General features: G+C 68.1%; 23 protein-coding genes. 11 read left to right on the forward strand and 12 right to left on the reverse strand.

Going from position 1 to position 26,968, the window contains the following annotated elements; genetic code table 11:
* Nucleotides 1-22 precede the first annotated feature (22 nt).
* Nucleotides 23-568, forward strand: a complete 546-nt coding sequence (gene folE, locus ACIGFL_RS07985) for a GTP cyclohydrolase I FolE (protein ID WP_021445284.1) — start codon at nucleotides 23-25, stop codon at nucleotides 566-568.
* 68 nt (nucleotides 569-636) lie between these two features.
* The gene (locus ACIGFL_RS07990) at nucleotides 637-1,005 is read left to right on the forward strand and encodes a glutaredoxin family protein (RefSeq protein WP_397496792.1); all 369 of its coding nucleotides are present in this window, start codon (nucleotides 637-639) and stop codon (nucleotides 1,003-1,005) included.
* A gap of 184 nt (nucleotides 1,006-1,189) precedes the next feature.
* On the opposite strand, the gene ligA is transcribed toward ACIGFL_RS07990, so the two are convergent.
* The 4 genes from ligA to ACIGFL_RS08010 form a co-directional block, all read right to left on the reverse strand.
* Nucleotides 1,190-3,631, reverse strand: coding sequence for an NAD-dependent DNA ligase LigA (gene ligA / locus ACIGFL_RS07995; protein WP_397496793.1), 2,442 nt, complete (start codon nucleotides 3,629-3,631; stop codon nucleotides 1,190-1,192).
* 58 nt (nucleotides 3,632-3,689) lie between these two features.
* Complete coding sequence (gene zipA / locus ACIGFL_RS08000) at nucleotides 3,690-4,517, reverse strand: cell division protein ZipA (RefSeq protein ID WP_021442182.1); 828 nt, start codon at nucleotides 4,515-4,517, stop codon at nucleotides 3,690-3,692.
* Between the two features lie 203 nt (nucleotides 4,518-4,720).
* Nucleotides 4,721-8,209: a chromosome segregation protein SMC gene (gene smc / locus ACIGFL_RS08005; RefSeq protein WP_397496794.1), complete on the reverse strand. Its 3,489-nt coding sequence runs from the start codon at nucleotides 8,207-8,209 to the stop codon at nucleotides 4,721-4,723.
* 6 nt (nucleotides 8,210-8,215) lie between these two features.
* Entirely contained in the window at nucleotides 8,216-8,875 is a 660-nt protein-coding gene (locus tag ACIGFL_RS08010; protein WP_397496795.1) for a GntR family transcriptional regulator, read from the reverse strand.
* A 232-nt stretch (nucleotides 8,876-9,107) separates the two neighbouring features.
* On the opposite strand from ACIGFL_RS08010, the gene ACIGFL_RS08015 reads away from it, so the two are divergent.
* Complete coding sequence (locus tag ACIGFL_RS08015) at nucleotides 9,108-10,247, forward strand: alkane 1-monooxygenase (protein WP_397496796.1); 1,140 nt, start codon at nucleotides 9,108-9,110, stop codon at nucleotides 10,245-10,247.
* A gap of 23 nt (nucleotides 10,248-10,270) precedes the next feature.
* Here the strand turns inward: ACIGFL_RS08015 and ACIGFL_RS08020 are convergent, their stop codons facing one another.
* Nucleotides 10,271-10,921: a hypothetical protein gene (locus ACIGFL_RS08020; RefSeq protein WP_021442186.1), complete on the reverse strand. Its 651-nt coding sequence runs from the start codon at nucleotides 10,919-10,921 to the stop codon at nucleotides 10,271-10,273.
* Nucleotides 10,922-11,066: 145 nt separating this feature from the next.
* On the opposite strand from ACIGFL_RS08020, the gene ACIGFL_RS08025 reads away from it, so the two are divergent.
* Together ACIGFL_RS08025 and ACIGFL_RS08030 are read left to right on the forward strand one after the other, a co-directional pair.
* On the forward strand, nucleotides 11,067-11,678 hold the full coding sequence (locus ACIGFL_RS08025) for a LysE family translocator (RefSeq protein WP_397496797.1): 612 nt from the start codon (nucleotides 11,067-11,069) through the stop codon (nucleotides 11,676-11,678).
* Nucleotides 11,678-12,868: a benzoate/H(+) symporter BenE family transporter gene (locus tag ACIGFL_RS08030; RefSeq protein ID WP_397496798.1), complete on the forward strand. Its 1,191-nt coding sequence runs from the start codon at nucleotides 11,678-11,680 to the stop codon at nucleotides 12,866-12,868. The genes ACIGFL_RS08025 and ACIGFL_RS08030 overlap by 1 nt, the downstream gene beginning before the upstream one ends.
* Before the next feature lie 84 nt (nucleotides 12,869-12,952).
* On the opposite strand, the gene ACIGFL_RS08035 is transcribed toward ACIGFL_RS08030, so the two are convergent.
* The 4 genes from ACIGFL_RS08035 to fusA all read right to left on the reverse strand — a co-directional run bounded on the left by ACIGFL_RS08035 (nucleotide 12,953) and on the right by fusA (nucleotide 17,818).
* A complete protein-coding gene (locus tag ACIGFL_RS08035; RefSeq protein WP_021442189.1) occupies nucleotides 12,953-13,855 on the reverse strand; it encodes a bile acid:sodium symporter family protein in 903 nt (300 codons plus the stop codon).
* A 116-nt stretch (nucleotides 13,856-13,971) separates the two neighbouring features.
* The gene (locus ACIGFL_RS08040; RefSeq protein ID WP_397496799.1) at nucleotides 13,972-14,733 is read right to left on the reverse strand and encodes an SDR family oxidoreductase; all 762 of its coding nucleotides are present in this window, start codon (nucleotides 14,731-14,733) and stop codon (nucleotides 13,972-13,974) included.
* 151 nt (nucleotides 14,734-14,884) lie between these two features.
* Complete coding sequence (gene pyrF / locus ACIGFL_RS08045) at nucleotides 14,885-15,586, reverse strand: orotidine-5'-phosphate decarboxylase (protein WP_021442191.1); 702 nt, start codon at nucleotides 15,584-15,586, stop codon at nucleotides 14,885-14,887.
* A 192-nt stretch (nucleotides 15,587-15,778) separates the two neighbouring features.
* Nucleotides 15,779-17,818 carry an elongation factor G gene (gene fusA, locus ACIGFL_RS08050; protein ID WP_397496800.1) on the reverse strand — a complete coding sequence of 680 codons (2,040 nt, stop codon included), beginning with the start codon at nucleotides 17,816-17,818 and terminating at the stop codon, nucleotides 15,779-15,781.
* A gap of 200 nt (nucleotides 17,819-18,018) precedes the next feature.
* Here fusA and ACIGFL_RS08055 point away from each other — a divergent pair, with 200 nt between their 5' ends.
* Genes ACIGFL_RS08055 through ACIGFL_RS08075 form a run of 5 tightly spaced genes read left to right on the forward strand, consistent with a single transcriptional unit; the run spans nucleotide 18,019 to nucleotide 22,588 of the window.
* Entirely contained in the window at nucleotides 18,019-19,413 is a 1,395-nt protein-coding gene (locus ACIGFL_RS08055; RefSeq protein WP_397496801.1) for an ethanolamine ammonia-lyase subunit EutB, read from the forward strand.
* The gene (eutC, locus tag ACIGFL_RS08060) at nucleotides 19,413-20,210 is read left to right on the forward strand and encodes an ethanolamine ammonia-lyase subunit EutC (RefSeq protein WP_397496802.1); all 798 of its coding nucleotides are present in this window, start codon (nucleotides 19,413-19,415) and stop codon (nucleotides 20,208-20,210) included. The genes ACIGFL_RS08055 and eutC overlap by 1 nt, the downstream gene beginning before the upstream one ends.
* A gap of 55 nt (nucleotides 20,211-20,265) precedes the next feature.
* Nucleotides 20,266-20,433 carry a DUF2897 family protein gene (locus ACIGFL_RS08065; protein WP_021444814.1) on the forward strand — a complete coding sequence of 56 codons (168 nt, stop codon included), beginning with the start codon at nucleotides 20,266-20,268 and terminating at the stop codon, nucleotides 20,431-20,433.
* Complete coding sequence (locus ACIGFL_RS08070; protein ID WP_397496803.1) at nucleotides 20,417-21,799, forward strand: hypothetical protein; 1,383 nt, start codon at nucleotides 20,417-20,419, stop codon at nucleotides 21,797-21,799. The genes ACIGFL_RS08065 and ACIGFL_RS08070 overlap by 17 nt, the downstream gene beginning before the upstream one ends.
* Nucleotides 21,800-21,829: 30 nt before the next feature.
* Nucleotides 21,830-22,588: a lysostaphin resistance A-like protein gene (locus tag ACIGFL_RS08075; protein ID WP_397496804.1), complete on the forward strand. Its 759-nt coding sequence runs from the start codon at nucleotides 21,830-21,832 to the stop codon at nucleotides 22,586-22,588.
* Here the strand turns inward: ACIGFL_RS08075 and ACIGFL_RS08080 are convergent.
* From ACIGFL_RS08080 to ACIGFL_RS08090, 3 genes are all read right to left on the reverse strand, one after another.
* Nucleotides 22,539-23,294: an ABC transporter substrate-binding protein gene (locus ACIGFL_RS08080; RefSeq protein WP_256217983.1), complete on the reverse strand. Its 756-nt coding sequence runs from the start codon at nucleotides 23,292-23,294 to the stop codon at nucleotides 22,539-22,541. The genes ACIGFL_RS08075 and ACIGFL_RS08080 overlap by 50 nt on opposite strands.
* A 138-nt stretch (nucleotides 23,295-23,432) precedes the next feature.
* A complete protein-coding gene (locus ACIGFL_RS08085) occupies nucleotides 23,433-24,215 on the reverse strand; it encodes a substrate-binding periplasmic protein (protein ID WP_397496805.1) in 783 nt (260 codons plus the stop codon).
* Between the two features lie 100 nt (nucleotides 24,216-24,315).
* Nucleotides 24,316-24,939 carry a TetR/AcrR family transcriptional regulator gene (locus tag ACIGFL_RS08090; protein ID WP_397496806.1) on the reverse strand — a complete coding sequence of 208 codons (624 nt, stop codon included), beginning with the start codon at nucleotides 24,937-24,939 and terminating at the stop codon, nucleotides 24,316-24,318.
* 241 nt (nucleotides 24,940-25,180) lie between these two features.
* Between ACIGFL_RS08090 and ACIGFL_RS08095 the strand changes: the two genes are divergently transcribed.
* On the forward strand, nucleotides 25,181-26,968 hold the full coding sequence (locus ACIGFL_RS08095) for an acyclic terpene utilization AtuA family protein (RefSeq protein WP_397496807.1): 1,788 nt from the start codon (nucleotides 25,181-25,183) through the stop codon (nucleotides 26,966-26,968).

Here is a 26,968-nt window from a genome sequence, read left to right on the forward strand (position 1 = left end):
TCGATACCCAACAGGATTTTCCATGTCCCTGGAACAACACTACACCGCGATCCTCGGCCAGCTCGGCGAGGACGCCTCTCGCGAAGGCCTGCTGGATACCCCCAAGCGCGCGGCCAAGGCCATGCAGTACCTCTGCCGCGGCTACCAGCAGACACTGGAGGAAGTGACCAACGGCGCGCTGTTCAGCTCCGACAACAGCGAGATGGTACTGGTCAAGAACATCGAGCTGTACTCGCTGTGCGAGCACCACCTGCTGCCGTTCATCGGCAAGGCCCACGTCGCCTACATCCCCAACGGCAAGGTGCTCGGCCTGTCCAAGGTGGCGCGCATCGTCGACATGTACGCCCGCCGCCTGCAGATCCAGGAAAACCTCAGCCGGCAGATCGCCGAGGCCATCGAACAGGTCACCGGCGCCCTCGGCGTGGCGGTGGTCATCGAGGCCCAGCACATGTGCATGATGATGCGCGGCGTGGAGAAGCAGAACTCGTCCATGGTCACCTCGGTGATGCTTGGCGAATTCCGTGAAAACCCGGCGACCCGCAGCGAATTCCTCAGCCTGATCGGCTAAGGCGCAGCCCCCACCACGACGGCCGTTCACGACGCTGAACGGCCGTCGGCATTTCAGGAGTAGAAACCATGTTGCTCAAGGCCCTTCGCATTGGCCTCGGCCAGATCGTCATGTTCGTCGACTGGATCAGCCGCCCGCGTAAACTCCAGCGCAGCGCCGCGGCGCAGGCCGAGGTGGAACGCGCCAGCGCCGACCTGGCGCTGTACCAGTTCCACGCCTGCCCGTTCTGCGTCAAGGTACGGCGCAGCCTGCACCGCCTGAACCTGCCGGTGCAACTGCGCGACGCCAAGCACGACGCCGAGCATCGCCAGGCCCTGGAACAGCAGGGTGGCCGCATCAAGGTGCCCTGCCTGCGCATCGAGGAAAACGGCCAGAGCACCTGGCTGTACGAGTCCAAGGCGATCATCGCCTATCTGGAGCAGCGCTTCGCCGGCTGAGCGTTCAGACGGCTCTGCACTTAGGCACTGATGCCCCTCAGTCAGCCCCCTCGCCCCTTCGGGGAGAGGGAGGCTTACTTATCGAGCGAAAAGCATTACCCAGTACGGCAAAGCTTTTCGCAGGAGCCGGCTTGCCGGCGATGCTTCTGCGTAACGAATCGCCGGCAAGCCGGCTCCTGCAACATCAGGGCTCGACGCCGTAAGCCTTGAGCTGTTCGAGGAACTGCGCCTCGTCCAATACCTTCACGCCCAGCTCGCTGGCCTTGGCCAGTTTCGAGCCGGCGCCCGGGCCGGCCACCACGCAATGGGTCTTGGCCGACACCGAACCGGCCACCTTAGCGCCCAGGCCTTCCAGCTTGTCCTTGGCCACATCGCGGCTCATCAGTTCCAGGGTGCCGGTCAGCACCCAGGTCTGCCCGGCCAGGGGCAGGCCTTCGGCGACCTTCTTCTCGCAGCTCCAGTGCATGCCGAAATCCAGCAACTGCTGCTCGATGGCACGAGCCTTGGCGACCTTGGCCGGGTCGGCGAAGAATTCGCGCACGGCCTGCTTGGCCTTTTCGTTGAGCCCCTTGAGCACCGACAGGTCCAGCCAGTCCTGACTGAGTTCGATGACATGCTCCAGGCGCACGGCATTCTCCGCATTGCTCACGCCGGTGACAGCCAGACGTCTGATCGCTTCATCGACCAGCTTCTGGGCGCCGGTCGCGGCGACCGAGGCGATATTCAGTTTGCCCAGCAGCTCGGCCAGGCTGGCGCAGGCGGTGAACTCCGCGCTCAGCCCGGCATCCTCGCGCAATACGCCGAGTGGCGCGTCGTTGTCATAGACCAGTTTCTCCAGCACGGCCTGGTTGTGCGCGTCGGCGAAGAAACTGTGGATCTCGTGCGCCACTTCCAGGCCCACGTCCGGCAGCCAGGTCAGCACCTCGGGCCGCGCCTGTTGGATGCGCGCCAGCGAGCCCAGGGCGCGGGCCAATAGCTTGGCGGTTTCCTCGCCGACATCGGGAATGCCCAGGGCGTAGATAAAACGCGCCAGCGTCGGCTTGCGGCTATCGGCGATGGCCGCCAGCAGGTTGTTGCTGGACAGCTCGGCAAAGCCTTCCAGGCCGACGATCTGCTCGAAACTCAGGGTGTAGAGATCGGCCGGCGAACTCACCAGGCCCTCGTCCACCAGCTGCTCGACGCTCTTCTCGCCGAGGCCCTCGATATCCATGGCGCGGCGCGAGACGAAGTGGATGATCGCCTGCTTGAGCTGCGCCTGGCAGCTCAGGCGGCCGATGCAGCGGTACACCGAGCCCTCGCTGACGCTCTCCTTGCCCTTGCTGCGCTTGACCAGCTGGGTGCGCTCCACCGCCGAACCGCACACCGGGCACTGCTCGGGAACCCGTACCGGGCGGGCATCGGCCGGGCGCCGCTCCGGCACCACGGCCATCACCTGAGGGATCACGTCGCCGGCGCGGCGGATGATCACCGTATCGCCGATCATCAACCCCAGGCGCGCCACCTCGTCCATATTGTGCAGGGTGGCGTTGGCCACGGTGACGCCGGCCACTTTGACCGGTTTGAGCCGCGCCACCGGGGTGACGGCGCCGGTGCGGCCGACCTGGAACTCGACGTCGAGCAGCTCGGTGAGCTCCTCCTGCGCCGGGAACTTGTGGGCGATGGCCCAGTGCGGCGTGCGCGCGCGAAAGCCCAGCTGCTGCTGGTCCTCGATGTGGTTGACCTTGAACACCACACCGTCGATGTCATAAGGCAGCTCCATGCGCCGCTGGCCGATATCGCGGTAGTAGTCCAGGCAAGCTTCCACGCCCTTGGCCAGCTTCAGCTCGCGGCTGATGGGGATGCCCCAGGCCTTGAGCTGCTCGAGCATACCGATCTGGGTGGCCGGCAGCTCGCCGCTGACCTGGCCGACGCCATAGCAGCAGAACTCCAGCGGGCGGCTGGCGGTGATCCTCGGGTCGAGCTGACGCAGGCTGCCGGCCGCGGCGTTGCGCGGATTGGCGAAGGTCTTGGCGCCGGCCGCGGCCTGGCGTGCGTTGAGTTCGTCGAAGCCGGCCCTGGGCATGTACACCTCGCCGCGCACCTCCAGCACCTGCGGCCAGCCCTCGCCCTGCAGGCGCAGCGGCACGTTGCGGATGGTGCGCACGTTGGCGCTGATGTCCTCGCCGGTGCTGCCGTCGCCGCGGGTGGCGCCGCGCACCAGTTGGCCGTGCTCGTAGCGCAGGCTGACGGCCAGGCCGTCGAGCTTGGGTTCGCAGCTGTACTCCACCTCGGCGCCGCCGCCGAACAGGTCGCCGCCGGCAAGACCCAGGCCACTGCGCACGCTGCGGTCGAAGGCACGCAGGTCGTCCTCCTCGAAGGCGTTGCCCAGGCTGAGCATGGGGATCTCGTGGCGCACCTCGCCGAAGGCGTCGAGCGCCTCGCCGCCGACGCGCTGGGTCGGCGATTCGGGGGTCACCAGTTCGGGATGCTCGGCCTCCAGCGCCTGCAGTTCGCGAAACAGGCGGTCGTACTCGGCGTCGGGAATGCTTGGCTGGTCCAGCACGTAGTAGCGGTAGTTGTGCGCATCCAGTTCGTTGCGCAGTTCGGCAATACGTTGGGCGGCATTCCGTTGGGCGGCGTCGGTCATCTTCGGTCTCTCAAACGAAAAGAGCAGCCTGAGCTGCTCTTTTGCAATGCGGTTGCTGTCAGCGCTTGTGGGTCAGCTGCCGGCGCTCGAACTCGACGATGCGCTGGCGGTAGTGCTCGATGGTCTGCGCGGTCATCACGCTGCGCTGGTCGTCCTTCAGCTCGCCGCCCAGTTCGTGGGCCAACTTGCGCGCCGCGGCGACCATCACGTCGAAGGCCTGCTTGGGATGACGCGGGCCGGGCAGGCTGAGGAAGAAGCTCACCGCGCGGGTGCTGAAGCCTTCGATGTCGTCCAGGTCGAAGGTGCCGGGCTTGAGCGCATTGGCCATGGAGAACAACACCTCGCCGTTGCCGGCCATGCTCTCGTGGCGGTGGAAGATGTCCATCTCGCCGAAACGCAGGCCGCTTTCGAGGATGTTCTGCAGCAGTGCCGGGCCCTTGAAACCGATGTCGTCGCGGGCGACCACGTTGATCACCAGCACTTCCTCCACCGGCGCAGCCTCGGCGGCCGGCTTGGCAGTTTTCTTCGCATCCTTGGCTTCGACTTCGTCGTCGACCGGGTTGAGCAGGGTCGGCACCGGCTCGTCGACCGCCAGGTTGAGGTCGCCCTGCTGCGGCTCGCTGCGAGGACGACGCGGCAGATCCTTGGCGCTCATCGATGGCAGGTCGTCCTCGTCCAGTTGCGGTTCGAGGTCGCGCTTGATCACCCGTGGCGGGCTGAGCAGATCGGGGTCGCCGTCGTCATCGGGCATGTTGGCGAAACTACGGTCGAGCTTGAACTTCAAGCGCCCCTTGCCGCCACGCATGCGCCGCCAGCCGTCGAACAGAATGCCAGCGATAACGATGATGCCAATAACGATCAGCCATTCGCGCAGACCGAATTCCATGAAATACCTAACCCCTAAAAATTCTGGTGAAGAAAGATCCAGTCAAACGGACCCTGACTCGACTATAAACGCGGCGCCAACTCCATGTTCTATCTGACGTTTTCCGCGTGTAACAAAAGTGGGCAATAAGCTAGCACGACGAAAGGCAACTTTACACCGGCACCCACATGGAGTTTTGCCTGTGTTCAGCCAGCCCGGCAACATCATGCCTCCACCATGGCCAGCGCCTCCTCGACGTCCACCGCCACCAGGCGCGAGCAGCCCGGCTCATGCATGGTGACGCCCATCAGCTGATCGGCCATTTCCATGGCGATCTTGTTGTGGGTGATGTAGATGAACTGCACCGTCGCCGACATCTCCTTGACCAGGCGCGCGTAGCGACCCACGTTGGCATCGTCCAGCGGCGCATCCACTTCGTCCAGCATGCAGAACGGCGCCGGATTGAGCTGGAAGATGGAAAACACCAGTGCCAAAGCGGTCAAAGCCTTCTCTCCGCCGGAGAGCAAATGAATGGTGCTGTTCTTCTTGCCCGGGGGCCGCGCCATGATGGTTACACCGGTATCGAGTAGATCTTCGCCGGTGAGTTCCAAATAAGCGTTGCCGCCGCCGAAAACTTTTGGAAAGAGTGCCTGCAGACCGCCATTGATCTGATCGAAGGTGTCCTTGAAACGGTTGCGCGTTTCCTTGTCGATCTTGCGGATGACGTTTTCCAGGGTGTCCAGCGCCTCGACCAGGTCGGCGTCCTGCGCATCCAGGTAGCGCTTGCGCTCGGACTGCTGCTGATACTCGTCGATGGCCGCCAGGTTGATCGGCCCGAGCCGGGCGATGCGCGCGGCCATGCGCTCCAGCTCTTCTTCCCAGGCGCTTTCCGTGGCCTCGGCCGGCAAGGTGGCGATCACCCCGTGCAGGTCGTAGTGGTCCTCGGCGAGCTGATCGGCCAGGGCCTTGCGCCGCACGTTGAGCGACTGCCAGTCCATACGCTGCTGCTCCAGCTGGCTGCGCAGCAGTTGCGCCTGCTGCTCGGCCTGGCTGCGGCGCTTCTCGGCGTCGCGCAGTTCGCGGTCGGCGTCTTCCAGCGCCAGACGCGCCTGGCGCAACTCTTCGTCCACCGCCATGCGTCGTTCGAGCAGTTCCTCGAGCTTGATGCGCAGCTCCTCCAGCGGCGCCTCGCCTTCTTCCAGATTCAGCGACAGCTGCTCGCGCCGCTCATGCAGGCGTTCGGCCTGCAGTTGCAGGCGCTCCAGCGCCTGGCGGGTGGAGTCGTGCTGCGCCCTGAGCGAGCCGACCCGCACCGCCAGCTGATGGGCGTGATCCTTGTGCTGGCGCGCCTCCTGGCGCACCCGGTCGAGGCGCTCGCGCAGGCTGTCGCGGCTGGCCAGCAGGCTTTCGCGCTGCTCGTTATCCAGCGCCATGGCGTCCAGCGCATCCTGCAATTGCAGGCGCGCTTCGCCCAGTTGCTCCTGCTCGATCTCGCGCTGCTCGGCCGCTTCCTGCAGCTCGCCATCCAGAAGGCGGCGGCGCAGCCCCAGTTGCTCGGCCTTGGCCTGGCTGGCGGACAGCCGCGCCTTGAGCTCGCCCAGCTGGCGGCTGCTGTCCTGCAACTGGCGACGCTGCTGCTCGCGCAGCTCCTCCTGGCGGCGTTGCTGGTCGCGTAGCGCCAGCAGGCGCTCGTCCAGTTGCGCCAGGGCCGCTTCACGCTCCTCGCACTCCAGCTGTAGGCGTTCCAGCTCCTGGCCGCGGGCCAGCACGCCGCTGTCGGCCTCGGCGGCGCGGCGCACACGCAGGAAATGTCGGCCGACCCAGTAGCCGTCGCGACTGATCAGGCTTTCGCCCTCGGCCAGCTGGGCGCGCGCCGCCAGGGCCTGCTCCAGCGACTCCACCGGGCGTACGCTGGCCAGCCAGGGCGACAGGTCATGCTTGGATTCGATTTTGTCCAGCAGGCTGCCGGCGTGGCGCGCGCCGCCCGCAGCCGGGCTGGCCAGGCGCAGTTCGCCCTGCTGAAGCGCGGTGAAATCCAGCCCGGCGAAATCATCCAGCAGCACCGCCTGCAGGTCGGCGCCGAGCACGGTTTCCACCGCCAGCTCCCAGCCGGCTTCCACGCGCAGGCCTTCGGCCAGGCGCGGACGCTGCTGCAGATTCTGCTCGCGCAGCCAGTCGCCGGCGCCCTGCCCCGGATCGAGCGCGGCCTGTTGCAGGGCCTCCAGCGAAGCCAGGCGACCGTTCAGCCGTTGCAATTCGCCCTGGGCCTGCTGCTGAGCCTGGCCGGCCTGCAGCAGCTCCTCGCGCAGCTGCTGCAGGCGCTCGGCCTGCTGCTCTTCGGCTGCCTGCAGCGACTCCTGCTCCAATTCGCCAGCCGCCAGCTGTTCGTTCAGTTCCAGGATCGCGGCGTCTTCGGGGTCGGCCGCCAGTTGCTGCAATTCTTCGCCCAGGCGGCGCTGGCGTTCGGCCAGACGTTCCAGGCTCTGCTCCAGCTGAGCGATGCGCGACTGCTGCACCTCGGCCTGCCGGCGCGGCTCGGCGCTGCGCTGGTTGAAGCCGTCCCACTGCTCCTGCCAGCCGTGCATGGCGGCCTCGGCCTCTTCCAGGCCGGCGGCGGACTCCTCGGCGGCGGCGGCGGTCATCTCCTGCTCGGGCAACAGCATCTCCAGCTCTTCGCCGAGGGTGGCCAGCAGCGTGCGGTCATGGCCGAGGTGGGATTCGGTTTCCAGGCGCGCCTTTTCCGCCTCGCGCAAATCGTCCTGCAACTGGCGCAGGCGCTGCTGGCCGTGCTGGATGCTCTGCTCGACGCGGGCGATATCGCCACCCACCGAGTAGAAGCGCCCCTGCACCAGGTTGAAGCGCTCGCTCAGTTCGTGGTGGCCGTCGCGCAGGCGCTCGATAGCGGCATCGGCGCTGCGCTGCTCGGCCACCAGCGCCTCGAAAGCCACTTCCTGGTCGCCGATCACCTGTTCGCGGCTGCCGACCTGCTGGTTCAGGGTCTGCCAGCGCAGGGCCAGCAGCTGGGCCTTGAGCTGGCGTTCCTCGGCCTTGTATTCCTGGTACTTCTCCGCCGCCTGGGCCTGACGGTGCAGGCGTTCGAGCTGGCGTTCCAGCTCTTCGCGCAGGTCGGTCAGGCGCGCCAGGTTTTCCTGGGTGCGGCGGATGCGGTTCTCGGTCTCGCGGCGGCGCTCCTTGTACTTGGAGATGCCGGCGGCTTCCTCGATGAAGTTGCGCAGCTCCTCGGGCTTGGCCTCGATCAGCTTGCTGATCATGCCCTGCTCGATGATCGAGTAGCTGCGCGGCCCTAACCCCGTTCCCAGGAAGATGTCGGTGATGTCGCGGCGGCGGCACTTGGTGCCGTTGAGGAAATAGGTGTTCTGCCCGTCGCGGGTCACCCGGCGGCGGATGGAGATCTCGGCGAAGGCGGCGTACTCACCCACCAGCGAATTGTCGCTGTTGTCGAAGATCAGCTCGATGGAGGCCTGGGTCACCGGCTTGCGCGTGTTGGAGCCGTTGAAGATGACGTCGGTCATCGACTCGCCGCGAAGGTTCTTCGCCGAACTCTCGCCCATCACCCAGCGTACGGCGTCGATGATGTTGGACTTGCCGCAGCCGTTGGGCCCGACCACCGCCGCCATGTTGCTGGGAAAACTGACGGTCGTCGGGTCGACGAAGGACTTGAAGCCGGCCAGCTTGATGCTTTTCAGGCGCATCGGGGCTTAGCGCTCGGCCAGGGTCGCCAGCACCAGCTGGCAGTTGTGCTGACCGTAAGCCTGCAGCACCTCGCGGGCGCGGCCGTGGTCGCGGGCGATGATCGCCTGCAGCAGGCTGGCGAAGGTGTTCATGAACTGGCCCATCTCGCCTTTGCGCCGCTCCAGCGCCAGGTGATAGGTGCGGCTGATGGCCGGCAGCAGGTTCTCCAGGGTTTCCTGCAAGTAGGGGTTGTCGGCGAAGGGAAAGGCGGCGCGCATCACGTCGAAGCTGTTCTCGACGAAGGCGCCGATATCGCCGCGCTGCAGGCTGTCCAGCAGGCGCTGCTGAATGTCGACGAAGGGCGCCAGATCGCTTTCCGCCTGCCAGCGCTCGATCACCGCACGGGCCAGCAGGATATACAGCTCGATCACCAGGCCGTAGAGGCTCTGCACCTTGTGCGGGGTCAGTTCGGTGACCTGGGCGCCGCGACGCGGCAGGATCACGATCAGGTGGCGACGCTCGAGAATCAGCAGCGCCTCGCGCACCGATCCGCGGCTGACGTTGAGCGCCTGGGTGACCTTCTGCTCCTGGATGCGCTCGCGCTCCTTGAGCTCGCCGCGAATGATGCGTTCGGCCAGGTAGTGGGCAATTTGCTCGGCGAGGCTGTCCGGGGCCTTGAACGTCATGACATTCCTTATTTGCGTCGATCCAGGGGCAGGCGGTCGAGTCTGAGAGCCCCGCCATTGCTGGGCGGCGGCGGAAAATCGAGCGGCGAGTGTAACACAGGGTGTTACCGGGCCAAGCGCCCCGGCGGGCGGCTTTCTGATCTAAAGGTGGGCCCCGGACGGCTGGTCTCGAAAACAGATTGTCCTACAATCAGACATCAGTACCCACCACGATAACAAGCCGGAGCCGCCCATGTTCGAACGCCTGCCCTCCCCCTGGATGATCGCCCTGAAGAAGGTCGGCTACTGGATCTGGCTGGTGCCGGTGCTCGGCATTCCGCTCAGCTACTACTGGTCGCTGGGCAGCGCCCATGCCGACGCCTGGGCCTGGCTGGTGATCACCGTGGTGTTCGGGGTGATCCCGCTGCTGGATTTCGTGGTCGGCCGCGACCCGGCCAACCCGGAGGAAAGCAGCGAGGTACCGGCCCTGGAAGCCCAGGGCTACTACCGCCTGCTGAGCCTGGCCACGGTGCCGCTGCTGCTGGCCATGCTGGTCTGGAGCGGCTGGGTGTTCGTCAACTACCAGGCCTGGAGCTGGCTCGGCCAGCTCGGCTGGGTGCTGTCGGTAGGCACGGTGATGGGCGCCATCGGCATCACCGTGGCGCACGAGCTGATCCACAAGGATCCGCAGCTGGAACAACGCGCCGGCGGCCTGTTGCTGGCCGCGGTGTGCTACGCCGGCTTCAAGGTGGAGCACGTACGCGGCCATCACGTGCACGTCTCCACCCCCGAGGACGCCTCCTCCTCGCGCTTCGGCCAGAGCCTGTACGCCTTCCTGCCGCACGCCTACAAGCACAACTTCCTCAACGCCTGGACGCTGGAGGCCGAGCGCCTCAAACGTCGCGGCCTGCCGGCCCTGCACTGGCGCAACGAGCTGATCTGGTGGTACGCCATCAGCGCCCTGTTGCTGCTCGGTTTCGGCCTGGCGTTCGGCTGGCTCGGCGCGCTGTTCTTCCTCGGCCAGGCGGTCATGGCCTTCACCCTGCTGGAGATAGTCAACTACGTCGAGCACTACGGCCTGCACCGGCGCAAACTGGACAACGGCCGCTACGAGCGCACCAACCCGCACCACTCGTGGAACAGCAACTTCCTGCTGACCAACCTGTTCCTCTTCCACCTGCAGCGCCATTCCGACCACCACGCCTACGCCAAGCGTCGCTACCAGGTGCTGCGCCACTTCGACGACAGCCCGCAACTGCCCAACGGCTATGCCGGGATGATCGTCCTGGCGCTGATTCCACCGCTGTGGCGCGCGGTGATGGACCCCAGGGTGCGCGCCTACTACGCCGGCGAGGAGCACCAGCTGAGCCAGTCGCAGCTGGCCCAGCCCTGAGCCGGCGACGGCCTGGCAACCTGCTAGTGCGCCGCCGGCTCCTGCAGCTCGGCGGCGCCCTTGAAGAACACCAGCATCAACGCCACGCCGGCGCCGAGCAGCGGCAGCACGGCCACCAGCATCAGCAGCACGCTGACCAGCATCAGGCCGCCGACCAGGTCGAGCCAGGCCATCACCCGCAGCGCCGGATAGGGGTAGTCGACCTTGAGCAGGCGTACACCGAGCCAGGCGGTGCAGGCGCCCATCAGGCAAAGCACGCCGATATAGCTCGCGGTCGGCCAATCCAGGGCGGCGAACAGGCGCTCGCCGAACAGAGCATCGAGCGCCTCCAGCAGCAGGGTCACCGCCACCAGCGCCCAGATCGGCACGCCCAGCCCCCTGGCGGCGAAACGCGCCTCGGCGAAGGCCTTGAACCGCAGCAGCAGGTAGCAGCCGAGCAGCACCAGCGCCAGGTTCAGCCAGTCGGTGTAGGCCAGCAGCAGCTGCGCCTCGCCCTCCTCCAGCAGGCCGCTGGCCACCAGCAAGCCAAACATCAGGGCGTTGGTCAGCACCGAGACCAGCGCCAGCCAGCCGAGCACCTGCAGCTGGCGCGCGCTCCAGCCCTGCAGGCGGGGGGCGCGTGTCGCGTCGAGCAGGTCCGCCTGCGGCGCGCTATAGGGGTTGTCCGGTTGCATCGGGCCTGTCCTGATCCGGGAAAACCCCGAGGCTAACCAGGCGCGCGACGCTTGACCAGACTGTACGGTTCAACCCGCAGGTGGCTGTACCGCGACGCCGCCCCGGCGGCGCCATAGGCTGATGGCCTGTCACCGGAGAACCCCCATGACCGCCGAACTCTTGCTCGCCTTCGTCGCCTTCGCCTTCGTCACCTCGGTCACGCCTGGGCCCAACAACATGATGCTGCTCGCCTCCGGGGTGAATTTCGGCGTGCGCCGCAGCATCCCGCACATGCTCGGCATCAGCCTGGGCTTCATGCTGCTGGTGGCTGCGGTGGGGCTGGGGCTGGGCCAGCTGTTCGAGCGCGTGCCGGTGCTGCACCAGGTGCTGCGCTACGTCGGCGCCGCCTATCTGCTCTACCTGGCCTGGAAGATCGCCCAGGCCGGCGCGCCGCAGGGCAGCGCCAGATCGGCGGCCAAGCCCTTCACCTTCCTCCAGGCGGCGGCCTTCCAGTGGGTCAACCCCAAGGCGTGGATCATGGCCATCGGCGCCATCACCACCTACACGCCGCAGGACGGCTTCGTCAGCAACGTGTTGCTGATCGCCGCGCTGTTCGCTCTGGTCAACTGCCCCAGCGTCGGCCTGTGGACCGTGGCCGGCAGCCTGCTGCGCAGCTGGCTGGACAATCCACGTGCGCTGCGCGCCTTCAATATCGGCATGGCGTTACTCTTGGTCGCCTCGCTCTACCCCATACTCGTCGACACGGGACTGTTCTGATGCAAGACGCCGCCCCCGCCCGCCTGCGCCCGCTGGCGGACACCTCCACCTCGGCCGTGGTCGCCGGCTTCATCGCCATGCTCACCGGCTACACCAGCTCGCTGGTGCTGATGTTCCAGGCCGGCCAGGCCGCCGGCCTGAGCAGCGGGCAGATTTCCTCGTGGATCTGGGCGCTGTCGATCGGCATGGCGCTGTGCTGCATCGTGCTGTCGCTGCGCTACCGCGCGCCGGTGATGATCGCCTGGTCCACCCCCGGCGCGGCGCTGCTGATCACCAGCCTGCCGCAGGTGTCCTACGGCGAGGCCATCGGCGCCTACATCCTGGCTTCGGGGCTGATCGTGCTGATCGGCCTGACCGGCACCTTCGACCGCCTGATGCGGCGTATCCCCGCCTCCATCGCCGCCGCCTTGCTGGCCGGCGTGCTGTTCAAGATCGGCCTGGAAATCTGCGTGGCCGCCGAGCAGCAACCCGTGCTGGTGGTCGCCATGCTGCTCGCCTACCTGCTTGGCAAGCGCCTGTGGCCGCGCTACGCGGTGCTCGCCGCGCTGATCGTCGGCAGCCTGCTGGCCGGGGTCTTCGGCCTGCTGGATTTCAGCGGCTTCCAGCTGCAGCTGGCTACGCCAGAGTGGACCACGCCGAGCTTCTCCCTCGCCGCCGCCATCAGCATCGGCATTCCGCTGTTCATCGTCGCCATGGCCTCGCAGAACCTGCCGGGCATGGCCGTGCTGCGCGCCAACGGCTACGAGGTGCCGGCCTCGCCGCTGCTGACCAGCACCGGCCTGGTGTCGATCCTGATGGCGCCGTTCGGCAGCCACGGCATCCATATGGCGGCGATCAGCGCGGCGATCTGCGCCGGCCCGGAAGCCCACGAAGACCCGCGCAAGCGCTACACCGCGGCGGTCTGGTGCGGGGTGTTCTACGGCATCGCCGGGATCTTCGGCGCCACCCTGGCGGCGCTGTTCGCCGCGCTGCCGGCGGCGCTGATCCTGTCTATCGCCGCGCTGGCGCTGTTCGCCTCGATCATCGGCGGCCTGACCCAGGCCATGAGCGAGCCCAACGAGCGCGAGGCGGCGCTGATCACCTTCCTGGTCACTGCCTCGGGCATGAGCCTGCTCGGCGTCGGCTCGGCGTTCTGGGGCATAGTCGCCGGCCTGCTGACCCTGGCGATTCTCAACGCCGGCAAGCGTTGAGGTCGCGTAGGGTGGATGACGCTCTTTTCATCCACCCTTGGCGTCAGACGTGGTGGATGGATGAAGCGCCATCCACCCTACGCACTACGCCCGCTCCCCCGGCGCCACCGGCCCTGTCAGCTCGGCGCCGTGCACGCGGTTGACCCACAGGCCGAACAGCGCCGCGGTGATGAACATGATCAGGCTGTAGATGGCCGCCGGAATGGCCATGGTCGGGTTGTTCAGCAGCGCCGGGCTGAGCGCCAGGGCGATGGCCAGGGTGCCGTTGTGGATGCCGATCTCCATGGCGATGGCAATCGCCTGGCGCAGGTTGAGCTTGAGCAGGCGCGGCACGCAGTAGCCCACCGCCATGCTCAGCAGGTTGAAGGCCAGCGCCGCGCCGCCCACCGCCGGGGCGTAGTCGACGAAGGTGCGCCAGTCCTTGGCCACCGCCAGCAGGATGATCAGCAGCAGGAACAGCGCCGAGACGATCTTCACCGGTTTCTGCATGCGCTCGGCGAAACCGGGGAAGCGGCTGCGCAGCCACATGCCGATGGCCACCGGACCGAGGACGATGGCGAACACCTGCACCACCTTGGCGAACTGCAGCGGGATGGCCTGCTCGGCGGTCATGAAATAGGCCAGCGACAGGTTGACGATCAGCGGCATGGTGAGGATCGCCACCACCGAGTTGACCGCGGTCAGGGTGATGTTCAGCGCCACGTCGCCATGCGCCAGGTGGCTGTAGAGGTTGGCCGTGGTGCCACCCGGCGAGGCGGCCAGCAGCATCAGCCCCACCGCCAGCGCCGGCGCCAGGCCGAAGGCCTTGGCCAGGAAGAAGCAGGCCAGCGGCAACAGCAGCAGCTGGCAGGCCAGGCCGATCAGCACGGGTTTGGGGAATTTCGCCACCCGGGCGAAGTCCGCCAGGCTCAGCGACAAGCCGAGACCGAGCATGATGATGCCCAGTGCGGCAGGGAGAAACAGCGTCAGCAGGGGATCGGCGGTCATCAGGGTTATCGCTCCGGTTGAACCTGGCAGGATTTTGCGCAGTCAGGGCCACCCAACGCAGTGGCCCTGCGAGCCAACGATAGCCCAGGGGCGTCGCCAAACGCCGAGCTAGAGGCTCAGATTGCGGTAGCGCCGCCATCCACCGCCAACGCATGGCCGGTGGTGAAGGCCGCGTTGTCGCAGCACAGGTAGAGCACCGCGGTGGCGATCTCCTCGACCTTACCGATGCGCCCGACCGGGTGCATGGCGGCGGCGAACTCGGCCTTCTTCGGGTCGGCCCCGTAGGCGCGGCGGAACATGTCGGTGTCGATCACCGCCGGGCACACGGCGTTGACGCGGATTTTCTTCTTCGCGTACTCCACCGCCGCCGACTTGGTCAGGCCGATCACCGCATGCTTGGAGGCGGCGTAGATGCTCATCTTCGGCGCCGCGCCGAGGCCGGCCACCGAGGCGGTGTTGACGATGGCGCCGCCGCCCTGGGCCAGCAGCAGCGGGATCTGGTGCTTCATGCACAGCCACACGCCCTTGACGTTGACCCCCATGATGGCGTCGAACTCGGCCTCGCTGCCCTCGGCCAGCTTGCCCTTCTCGATCTCGATGCCGGCGTTGTTGAAGGCGTAGTCGAGGCGGCCGTAGGCGGCGATCACCGCCTCCATCAGCGCCTTGACCTCGGCGTCACGGGTCACGTCGCAGCGCACGAAACGCGCCTCGCCGCCGGCCGCGCGAATCAGCTCGACGGTGCCCTCGCCGCCCGCGGCGTCGACGTCGGAAACCACCACCTTGAGGCCCTCGGCGGCGAATGCCAGGGCAGTGGCGCGGCCAATGCCGGCGGCGCCGCCGGTGACCAGGGCGACCTGGCCGGAGAAGGTCATGCTCATGTCTGCTTCCTCGCAGCGATTGAAAGTCGCGACGAGTCTAGCCAGCGCGCCGGGCGGCGAGCAGCACTATCAGGCTTTGGAGTGCAGGATCATGCAGGGAACTGATAAAGGCCCGCGGGCCTTTATCAGTCGGATGGATGCAGCCCCCCAATCAGGCGCCGAGTTCGGCCACCACCGCAACCAGCGCCTGCGCCGGATCGGCCGCCTGGCTGATCGGCCGGCCGATCACCAGGTAGTCGGAGCCGGCGTCCAGCGCCTGGCGCGGGGTGAGGATGCGTTTCTGGTCGTCGGCGGCGCTGCCGGCCGGGCGGATACCCGGGGTGACCAGCTGCAGGCGCGGTTGCGCGACCTTCAGCGCCTGCGCCTCCTGCGCCGAGCAGACCAGGCCGTCGAGGCCGGCTTCGGCGGCCAGGCCGGCCAGACGCAGCACCTGCTGCTGCGGCGGCAGGTCCAGGCCGATGCCGGCCAGGTCCTGCTGCTCCATGCTGGTCAGCACGGTGACGCCGATCAGCAGCGGCTTGGGCCCGCTGAGCTTGTCCAGTTCCTCGCGGCAGGCGGCCATCATGCGCAGGCCGCCGGAGCAGTGCACGTTGACCATCCACACGCCCAGCTCCGCGGCGGCCTTGACCGCCATCGCCGTGGTGTTGGGGATGTCGTGGAATTTCAGGTCGAGGAACAGCTCGAACCCCTTGGCCTGCAGCGCCTCGACCACCTGCGGGCCGCAGCGGGTGAACAGCTCCTTGCCCACCTTGACCCGGCACAGCGCGGGGTCGAGGCGGTCGGCCAGGGCCAGGGCGGCGTCACGGCTGGGGAAGTCGAGGGCGACGATGATCGGGGTCTGGCAGGCGGGCATGGCGGGTCTCGGCAGGTCAAAAACGCCGCGCATTGTAGCGCAAACACAGGCCGCCGGAGCGGCGCCCCGGCATAGGCTGGATGACGCGTTGTTGATCCTCCCTTGCCGAGCCTTGGCGGATTGTGCTCATGGCCCGGATCAAGCGCAGCGCTTGGCAACAGTCTCCCAGGTTGCATCTGAGCGGCTAGGGACTCAGTCCTCTTCCGGCGTTGCCCGGTATTCACGCGCCAGGCGCTGCTGTACCTCGACCGGTACCTGCTCGTAGTGGCTGAGCGCCAGGCTGTAGCTCCCCTGCCCGGCGGTGATCGCCTTGAGCCGTCCGGCATAGCCCTCCAGCTCGGCCAGCGGCACCAGGCCGCGCACCAGCAGTTGGTCCGGGCCCAGCGAGTCGGTGCCGAGCACCTGGCCGCGGCGGCTGGTCAGGTCGGAGGTGATGTCGCCCAGGCGGCCCTGCGGCGCCACCACCTCGATGTTGACCAGCGGCTCCAGCACTATGCCACCGGCGGCCCGCAGGGCCTCGAGCATCGCCCGCCGGCCGGCGGCCTGGAAGGCCACGTCCTTGGAATCCACCGGGTGGCTCTTGCCATCGTGGACGCAGACCCGCACGTCTTCCAGCGGGCAACCGGCCAGGGGGCCGGCGGCCAGCACCGAGCGCACGCCCTTCTCCACCGAGGGAATGAACTGCCCGGGGATAACCCCGCCCTTGATCTGGTCGACGAACTCGAAGCCCGCGCCACGCGGCAGTGGTTCGATGCGCAGGTACACCTCGCCGAACTGGCCGGCGCCGCCGCTCTGCTTCTTGTGCCGGTAGTGGCCCGCGGCCGCGCGGCTGATGGTCTCGCGGTAGGGCACGCGCGGCGGGCGGGTCTCCACTTCCAGCTTGTAGGTGCCGGCCATGCGATCGAGCAGGTAGCGCAGGTGCAACTCGCCCATGCCGCGCAGCACCGTCTCCTGGGTGTCCTGGTGGTAGTCCAGGCGCAGGCAGGGATCCTCGGCCAGCAGGCGCCCCAGCACCTCGGCGAGGCGCTGCTCGTCGCCGCGGCGCTTGGCCGCGACGGCCAGCCCCTGCATCGGCTGCGGCAGGGGCAGCGGCTTGAACTGCAGCGCATCCTCGTCGTGGGAGTCGTGCAACAGCGCGCCGAACTCCAGGTCCTCCACCTTGGCCAGGGCACCGAACTGGCCGGGCAGCAGCTGCGCCACCTCCTCGTAACGCCGGCCCTGCGGGCGCAGCAAGTGACCGACCTTGACCGCCTTGCGCAGCGCACCGACGTACAGCTGGGCATCGCGCCGCAGCGTGCCCTGGTACAGGCGGAAGATGCCGAGTTTGCCGACGAAGGGATCCATCACCACCTTGAACACCTGGGCCAACACATGGCGATCGGGCTCAGCCAGCGTGGCGAAGGCCTTGCCGCGCTCGTCGAGAAAAACCGGCGGATTGCCCTCCAGCGGGTTGGGCGCCAGCTTCTCCAGCACCTCGAGCAGCTCGACCACCCCGGCGCCGCTGCGCGCCGAGACGAAACACAGCGGGATCAGGTGCCCCTCGCGCAGCGCCTGCTCGAAGGGCGCGTGCAACTCCTCCGGGCGGATCACGCCCTGCTCCAGGTAACGCGCCATCAGCGCCTCGTCCACCTCGACCACCTGGTCCACCAGCGCCTGGTGGGCCTCGGCCACCGAGGAGAAGTCGGCCTGCCCCTCGGGGTTGAAGAAGCAGTCCACCACCCGGCGGGCATCGTCGGCCGGCAGGTTGAGCGGCAGCACCTCCTTGCCGAAGGCCTCACGCAGGGCGGCCAGCAGGCCGGGCAGGTCGACCCGCTCGGCGTCGATCTTGTTCACCACCAGCATGCGGCACAGGCCACGCTCGGCCGCCCAGGCCATCATGCGCCGGGTGCTGGGCTCGACGGCTGCGGCCTGGGCATCGACCAGCACCAGCGCGGTGTCCACCGCGGCCAGGGCCGGCAGGGCCTGGCCGACGAAGTCGGGAGAGCCGGGGGTGTCGACCAGGTTGACCTCGGCCGCGCCATAGCAGAAATGCACCAGCGCCGACGCCAGCGAATGGCGGTACTCGCGCTCGAGGGGATCGAAGTCACACTGGCTGTCGCCACGCTCCACGCTGCCGGCCGTTGCGATGGCGCCGCTGGCCTGCAACAAGGCCTCGGCCAGGCTGGTCTTACCGCTCTGTGCATGGCCCACCAACGCCACGCAGCGGATGGATTCGACGGCGGGATGACTCATGGCGGCCTCCATGCTGGGCGGGGAATGCCTGAAGTATAGGCAGGCGCCGGCGCCCGCCAGGCCCCCTAGCGGTGCACCGCGAGCGCCAATGCACCAGCCCGGCGCCCGTCCCGGCGCCACAGCCGCAGCCGGCGCGGCGCCGCAACGCCTGGCACGGCCGCTGCACGGTAATCCCGTCGTTCTCCGCACGGGTTGCAGCCATGCCCTACCAGACCACCGTCGGCCGCCTGGTCTACCGCTTCGCCGACCTCAAGACCCTGCTGGCCAAGGCCAGCCCGGCGCGCTCCGGCGACTACCTGGCCGGCCTCGCCGCCGCCACCTATGAAGAGCGCATGGCGGCCAAGCTGGCGCTGGCCGAGGTGCCGCTCAAACGCTTTCTCGACGAGGCGCTGATCCCCTACGAAGCGGACGAAGTCACCCGGCTGATCCTCGACCGCCACGACGCCGCCGCCTTCGCCCCGATCAGCCACCTGAGCGTGGGCGACCTGCGCGACTGGCTGCTGCTGGAGCGCACCGACAGCGCGCGCCTGGCCGCCGTGGCGCCGGGGCTGACGCCGGAGATGGTCGCCGCGGTGAGCAAGCTGATGCGCAACCAGGACCTGATCCTGGTGGCGAAGAAATGCCAGGTGGTCACCCGCTTTCGCAACACCCTGGGCCTGCCCGGTCATCTGGCCGTGCGCCTGCAGCCCAACCACCCCACCGACGACGTGCGCGGCATCGCCGCCAGCCTGCTCGATGGCCTGCTCTACGGCGCCGGCGACGCCTGCGTGGGCATCAACCCGGCGAGCGATTCGCTGCCGACCCTGATGCGCCTGTGGCAGATGCTGGACGAGGTGCGCCAGCACTTCGACATCCCCATGCAGAGCTGCGTGCTGACCCACGTCACCACGCAGATCCAGGCCATCGAGGCCGGCGCGCCGGTGGACCTGGTGTTCCAGTCCATCGCCGGCAGCGAGGCGGCCAACGCCGGCTTCGGCGTGTCCCTGGCGATTCTGCGCGAGGCGCACGAGGCAGCGCTGTCGCTGGGTCGCGGCACGCTCGGCGACCACTGCATGTACTTCGAGACCGGCCAGGGCAGCGCGCTGTCGGCCGGTGGCCACCATGGCGTCGACCAGCAGACCTGCGAGGCCCGCGCCTACGCCGTGGCCCGCGAGTTCCGCCCGTTGCTGGTCAACAGCGTGGTCGGCTTCATCGGCCCGGAATACCTCTACGACGGCAAGCAGATCGTCCGCGCCGGCCTGGAGGATCACTTCTGCGCCAAGCTGCTGGGCCTGCCGATGGGCTGCGACGTGTGCTACACCAACCACGCCGAGGCCGACCAGGACGATATGGACAACCTGCTGACCCTGCTCGGCGCGGCCGGGATCAACTTCATCATGGGCATCCCCGGCGCCGACGACATCATGCTCAACTACCAGAGCACCTCGTTCCACGACGCCCTGTACCTGCGCAAGGTGCTGGGCCTGAAACGCGCCCCCGAGTTCGACGCCTGGCTGGCGCGCATGGCCATCACCGAACCCGGCGGCCGCCTGCGCGAGATCGGCCGCGGCCATCACCTGCTCAAGCAACTGCCGCAGATTTCCGGAGCCGCCTGATGAACGAGTCCGAGCCGGCCCAGGCCGGCATAGAGCTGGCCCAGGTAGAGCTGGCCCAGGCCAACCCCTGGGACGAGCTGCGCGCCCACACCTCGGCGCGTATCGCCCTCGGCCGCGTCGGCTGCAGCCTGCCCACCGCCGAGGTGCTCAGGTTCGGCCTGGCCCACGCCCAGGCGCGCGACGCCGTGCACCGCCCGCTGGACTTCGCCGAACTCAAGCAGCAGCTGCACGGCGCCGGGTTTCGTACGCTGAAGGTGCGCAGCAACGCCGAGGACCGCCAGAGCTACCTGCTGCGCCCGGATCACGGCCGCCACCTGCACGACGACTGCCGCGTGCAGCTGCAGCACGAGCTGCCGGCGCCGGAGCTGGCCATCGTCCTGGCCGACGGCCTGTCGGCCATCGCCGTGCAGCGCCACGCCCTGCCGCTGCTGCTGGCCTTTCGCGAACGCTTCGCCACCGACTGGGCCAATACCCCGGTGGTGCTCGCCGAGCAGGGTCGCGTGGCCATCGGCGACGGCATCGGCGAGGCGCTGCGCGCGCGCCTGGTAATCGTCATGATCGGCGAACGCCCGGGACTGTCCTCGCCGGACAGCCTCGGCCTGTACCTAACCCACGCGCCGCGCATCGGCTGCCCGGACAGCGCGCGCAACTGCATCTCCAACGTGCGCCCCGAAGGCCTGCCCTACGCCCTGGCGGCGCACAAGCTCGACTACCTGACGCGCCAGGCGCTGCGCCTGCGACTGAGCGGGGTGCAGCTGAAGGACGACAGCACGCTGCAGGCACTGCCGCCCGCCTGACAAGGCGCCGGCGGCGGGTTAAGGTGGAGTTCCCGCCACTTCAGAGGAACTCACCATGCCCTGGTACGCCTGGCTTATCCTGGCCCTGGCCTTGGGCTCCATCCTCGGCAGCCTGCTGCTATTGCGCGACACGGCGAAGAAGCTGCCGCTGAGCGAGGAGCAGCTCAAACGCATCCGCGAGCGCAACGCCGAGCAGGATGCCAAGGATGCGCGCGAGCGCTAGCCTGGCGCTGCTGGCCCTGCTCGCCGGCTGCGCCGGGCAGGCGCCGCCGAGGACCGATGATGGCTGCAGCCAGGCCTTCGCCGCCTGGCAGAGCGCCAGCGCCACCGCACGCGACAGCCGCTACCGCCTGATTGCGGGGTTTCCCGGCCTGCGCAGCGACCGCCTCGCCGCCGCATTGGGCGAGCAGGCGCACAGCGCCGAACAGCGCCGCCTGTGGCTGGCGCAGCTGGCCGCCAACGACCGCGACGCCCAGGCAGTGGAACAGGCGACGCTGGGCAGTGCGCCAAGCGCGGCACTGGAGACCTGCCGCCAGCGCCAGCAGGCCCGCCTGCTGACCGACGCCGCCGCCTTCGAGCGCCTGCGCCAGGCCGCCCGCGTCGAGGACGACTATCGTCCCTGGGCCAGATGGCTCGGCCTCTATCCGCTGGCGGCGCCCGTCTACCGTCGCGCCATCGCCGCCTGGCAGGCCGAAAGCGCCGCCGCGCGCGCCCCCGCCGACGGCCCCCAGTGGCTGAACTACCAGCCGCCGGCCAGAACCGCGCCGCCAGTCGCAGCGCTGGCGCACGATGCCCTCGGCCTGCCGCAGCCCGACGCCGCGCAGCGCCAGGCGCTGTTCGCCCGCCATGCGCCGCAGCTGCTGATCGAGCAGCGCAGCCGCGCCGACCGCATCGGCAGCCCGGGATTCGCCGGCGACGGCCGACGCCGTTTCGCCGACATCGAGCCGCGGCTCTATCGCCAGCTCGGCTGGAGCCGGCTGAACGGCCGCTGGCACCTGCAGCTGATCTACCAGTTCTGGTTCGCCCAGCGCCCCGCGGCGCATCCCCTGGATCTCTATGCCGGCGAGCTGGACGGCCTGATCTGGCGGGTCACCCTCGACGAGCGTGGCCGCGCCCTGCTCTACGACAGCATCCACCCCTGCGGCTGCTGGCATGCCTTCTTCCTGCCGGCGGACTCGCCGCTGCGCTTGCGCCAGCCGGCACAAGCCGAGGCACGCAGTGCGCTACGTCTGGATATCGCCGGCGGTACGGCGCCGAGTCTGTGGCTGCGCGGCGGCGATCACCGCCTGCTGTGGGTCGACGGCCGCCGCCCCGCGCGGCCATGGCTGACCTACGGCTTCGCCGCGTTGGACGAACTGCGCAGCCTGCCGCACCCGCAGGGCCGGCGCAGCCTCTACGACCGCCATGGCCTGGTGCCGGGCAGCGAGCGCCTGGAGCGCTGGCTGCTGTGGCCGTCCGGGGTGCGCTCGGCGGGCGCCATGCGCCAATGGGGGCGCCACGCCACGGCCTTTATCGGCCGTGCCCACTTCGACGATCCCGACCTGTTGCAGCAGTACTTCGGATTTACCGCCACAACCGCGGCCGAATAGACTGCGCACCCCCCACCACAAGGAAGTGCCATGCCCCTGCATCTACGCCTGCTGCTGCCCGCCTTCGCCCTGGCCCTCGGTCATGCCCTGGGTTTTATCGAGCCTGTCGGTCTGCTGCTTGGCGCGCTGTTCGTCGGCCTCGTATTCGGCGGCGAACGCCTGCTGCCCGGCTGGCTGTGGCTGAGCGCGGTGCTGGTCGCCGGCATCGCCCTGGCCGCCCACCTGCTGCCGGGCTTCAGCCCCTGGCCCCTGTGGGAGCCGCGACGGATCAGCACGGACGCCGCGCCCTACGCCCTGCGCCTGTCCTGGGACAAGCTGCTGCTGGGCGCTACCTTGCTGGCCTGGTGGCTGGGCCAGCGCCGCGCGCCGACGCTCTCCCGGTCGCGCGCCGGCTGGGCCTGTCTCGCCACCCTGCTGGCGGTGCCCACGCTGGCCCTGGCGCTGGGAATGGTGGGCTGGCAGCCGAAATGGCCGGACGGCCTGCTGCTGTGGCTGGCGGTGAACCTGGGGGTGGCGGTAATGGCCGAGGAGCTGCTGTTTCGCGGCCTGCTGCAGCGCGCGCTGATTAGGCGTCTGGGCGCCTGGCCGGGGCTGCTGCTGACGGCCGCGCTATTCGGCGCCGCGCACCTGCCGTTCAGCCCGCTGTTCGCCCTGGTGGCGGGCATCGCCGGCCTGGGCTACGGCCTGGCCTTGCATTACAGCGGTCGCCTGAGCCTGGCCATCGCCCTGCACGGCGCGGTCAATCTGCTGCATATCCTGCTGCTGAGCTATCCGCTGCGGCTGGCATGACGGCGATGCGGTAGGGCGAGAAGATTCGCGCCAGCTCGCCCTTGGCGCGCAACGCCTCGAGCAGCTCGGCGAAACGGGCGGCACTGAGCGGCGCGCCGGGGCGGATCAGCGCATGGTGGCGGTAGACCTGGTCGATGCGTTCGGAGATCAGCAACTGCCGCGCGTGCTCGCGGTTGCGCTTGATGAAGTCGTAGAGGTTGGAGCGGGTCACCAGGGCGATATCGGCGCGGCCGCGCAGCACCATCAGCAGGTTGCTGTCGTGGGAATGGCCGAGGTTGGCGTTGAAGGTCTTGGTGAGAAACTCAGGGTCGCTGTTGAAGTCGGCGAAGCCGTAGTGATAGCCGCGGTACAGCGCCAGGCGCTTGCCCTGCAGCTGGTCGAAGTAGTCCTGGCCGCGTAGCTCCTCGTCGCGGGCGACGAACAGCTCGGCGTCTTCCAGGCCCATGTCCACCGCCTCGAAGTCGATGCCCTGCCAACCCCAACCGGGATTCTCGAAGATGGCCATGTCGATGCGCCCGCGCTGCAGGTCGCTGAAGCGGCGGACGATGGCGGTCGGCAGCATGACGAAGTGGTAGTCGCTCTGCTCGCGGTTGAGCGCCTCCAGCAACTGCGGCAGCAGCCCGCTGGACTCCTGCAGGTTGGACTTGACCACGTAGGGCGGGAAATGCGCGCCGCCGACGTGCACCACCTCGGCGGCGGCCAGCATGCCGGCGAACAGCAGACCGGTCGCAGCCAAGCCCAAGCCAATCCACTGCCGCAAGCGCCGCATATCGACTCCCCCAAAAATCCTTCTTCTAGTAAACGGCAGCCTACTCCAGTCGCGCCCCGAGCGACCAGAGGGTTTTCAGTCCGGCGCGGTTTTATCGCCGAGGGTCAGGTGGTAACGACGCAATAGCCTCATCAATTCGCCATCGGCCTGTAATCTTTCCAGCAGCTGCGCCATCTGCTGCGGCGTCAGCGGGCCGTCCGGGCGCAGCAGCACCTGGTGCCGGTAGACCTGGTCGAAGCGCTCGGACACCAGCAAGCCGGCCGCCGCCTCCGGATAGCGCTCCAGGTACAGCTGCAGATAGGAACGGGTGATCACCGCGACATCGGCACGCTGCCGTTGCAGCAGGCGCAGGTTGCTGTCGTGGGAATAGGTCAGCACCGCCTTGAAGGTGCGCCCAAGGTAGTCTTGGTCGGCGTTGTAGCCGGCGAAGCCATAGTGATAGCCACTGTACAGGGCCATGCGCTTGCCGGCGAAATCGGCGAAGTACTCCTGGCCGCGCCCCGGTGCAGCGGCGGCGACGTAGACCTCGGCATCCTCGATATCCAGCGGCAGGCCGAGATGGGGCGTGTCCTGCCAGCCCCACTGGCTGGACTCGAACAGGATCAGGTCGTAGCGCCCGTTTTCCAGATCGCGGTAACGCCGCGTGGCCGAGGTCGGCACCAGCACGAAGCGATACTCGTCCTGCAGGCGGTTCAGCGCCTGCAGCAGCTCCGGCACCAGGCCGCGCGGCTGCGGCGCCTCGGGTTTGAACAGATAGGGCGGGAAGTGATAGCCGCCGACGCGAACCTGCTGCGCGGCATCGGCAGCAAAGGTGTGCAGCAACAGGCAGGCAAACAGGCAAACAGCTAACGCACGCAAACTCGACCTCTCGTCACGGAACACAGAGCGGAAATCAGGCGAACGTCCCGTGTTCGAAGCCGACGCAGCGGCAGTTGCTCTAGAGCCTAGACCAGTTTTTTCATCCGTCCTTGCACACCAGCGACAAGGCCTCCTCGGCCAGTTGATCGAGGCTCATCGGCCCCTGCGGGCGGAACCAGGTGGTGGTCCAGCTCAGCGCGCCGGTGAGGAAACGTCGCTGGATAAAGGGATCGCCCTGGAAGTAACCGGCCTCGCGGGCTTCGCCCAGCACCTGCAGCCAGATCTGCTCGTAGGTATCGCGCAGCGCCAACACCTGCGCCTGGCCCTCGTCCGACAGCGAGCGCCACTCGTACACCAGCACCGCCATGGCCTCGCCGGTGCCGCCCATGATCGACTGCAGCTCGCAGCGGATCAGCGCCAGCAGGCGCTCGCGGGTGCCCTGCGCCTCGGCCAACGCGGCGCGCATCAAGGCGGTGTTGTAAAGGATGGTTTCCTCCATCACCGCCTTGAGGATCTCGTCCTTGCTCTTGAAGTGATGAAAGATGCTGCCCGACTGGATGCCCACCGCGCCGGCCAGGTCGCGCACCGTGGTGCGCTCGAAGCCCTTGCTGCGAAACAGGTGGGCGGCCATCTGCAGCAGCTTGCCCCGGGCGCTGTCCGGGTCGGTGACGTGGCCACCGCTGACCAGCTCCTGCATCACCGCCTGGGCCTTGTGTTCGTCCACGCTGACTTCTCCTGGTATTGGCTGCGCTGCGGCGGCCCGTTGCTTTCACGGATTCTGCAAGCCGCCGGCAAGTGCTTGTCTTACTTAATGAAATATATGCGATGAAATTTATGCCCCCGCGCCTGACCAAGCAAGCGCTTGGCCGCACTTTTGGCGGGAAAGCCCTCTTTTCCGACTTTTCAACCAAGCGCTTGCTTGGTAGTGTTGGTTTCAGCTTCCCAACCTGTGACGGGCCATCACCATGAGCAAAACCCTACGCATCGGCTGCGCCTCCGCCTTCTGGGGCGACACCTGCACCGCCGCCGCCCAGCTGGTGCGGGGGGCCGAGCTGGATTACCTGGTGTTCGACTACCTAGCCGAAGTGACTATGTCGATCATGGCCGGCGCCCGCATGAAGAAGCCGGACGAGGGCTACGCCCGCGACTTCGTCGAGGTGCTCGCGCCGCTGCTGGGCGAGATCGCGCAGAACAAGATCCGCGTGATCAGCAACGCCGGCGGGGTCAACCCCACGGCTTGCGCCGCGGCCCTCGAGGCGGCGTGCGAGCAGGCCGGGGTGAAGCTGAAGATCGCCGTGCTGCATGGCGACAACCTGCAGCCCAAACTCGGCGAGCTGGTCAAGGCCGGCACCCGCGAGATGTTCAGCGGCGCGCCGCTGCCGCCCTTCTGCGTGTCGGTCAACGCCTACCTGGGTGCGCCGGGCATAGTCGCCGCGCTCGAACAAGGCGCCGACATCGTCATCACCGGCCGCGTGGTCGACAGCGCCGTGGTCAGCGCCGCCCTGGTGCACGAGTTCGGCTGGGCCTGGACCGATTACGACAAGCTGGCCCAGGCGGCGCTGGCCGGGCACATCATCGAATGCGGCGCGCAGTGCACCGGCGGTAACTTCACCGACTGGCGCGCGGTGCCGGACTACGAACACATCGGCTTCCCCATCGTCGAGGTGCAGGCCGATGGCCGTTTCGTCGTGACCAAGCCGGAGGGTTCCGGCGGCCTGGTCACGCCTTTTACCGTTGGCGAGCAGCTGCTCTACGAGATCGGCGACCCGCGCGCCTATCTGCTGCCGGACGTGGTCTGCGATTTCACCGCCGTCGAGCTGAGCCAGGTTGGCGACAACCGCGTCGAGCTCAAGGGTGCGCGCGGCCTACCGCCGACCGCGCAGTACAAGGTCAGCGCCACCCACCCGGACGGCTTCCGCTGCACCGCCAGCTGCCTGCTCGCCGGCATCGACGCGGTGGCCAAGGCCGAGCGGGTCAGCCAGGCGATCATCGCCAAGACCGCGGCGCTGTTCGCCGAGCGCGGCTGGGGCGCCTATCAGGAAGTCAGCATCGAGCTGCTCGGCAGCGAGGCCACCTACGGCCCGCACGGTCGGCGCCGGGATTGCCGCGAGGTGGTGGTGAAGATCGCCGTGCGCCACGCCAAGAAGGAGGCCCTGGTGCTGTTCTCCCGCGAGATCGCCCAGGCCGCCACCGGCATGGCGCCGGGGCTGACTGGCATAGTCGGCGGCCGCCCCACGGTCTACCCGGTGATCCGCCTGTTCAGCTTCCTGGTGGACAAGAGCGCCTGCGAGCTGGCGGTGGAAATCGACGGCCAGCGCCAGCCGGTCGCCCTGCCGGAAGTCGCCCTGTTCGACGCCGCCCAGATCGCCGCCGTGGCCACCCTGCCCGCCCCGGCCGGCAGCGCCGACGCCACCGTACCGCTGATCGAGCTGGCCGTGGCCCGCTCCGGCGACAAGGGCAACCACAGCAATATCGGCGTGATGGCGAGAAAGCCCGAGTACCTGGCGTGGATCGCCGCTGCGCTGACCCCCGAAGCCGTGGCGCAATGGATGGGCCATGTCCTGGATCCGCAAGCCGGCAAGGTCAGCCGCTGGCACCTGCCGGGCAGCCACAGCCTCAACTTCCTGCTGGAAAATGCCCTGGGCGGTGGCGGCGTGGCCAGCCTGCGTATCGACCCGCAGGGCAAGGCCTTCGCCCAGCAGCTGCTGGAATTCCCGGTACCGGTGCCGCGCGCACTGGCCGACAGCCTGTAA

The organism is Pseudomonas sp. NPDC077649, assembly GCF_044542855.1.
Lineage (GTDB): Bacteria > Pseudomonadota > Gammaproteobacteria > Pseudomonadales > Pseudomonadaceae > Aquipseudomonas.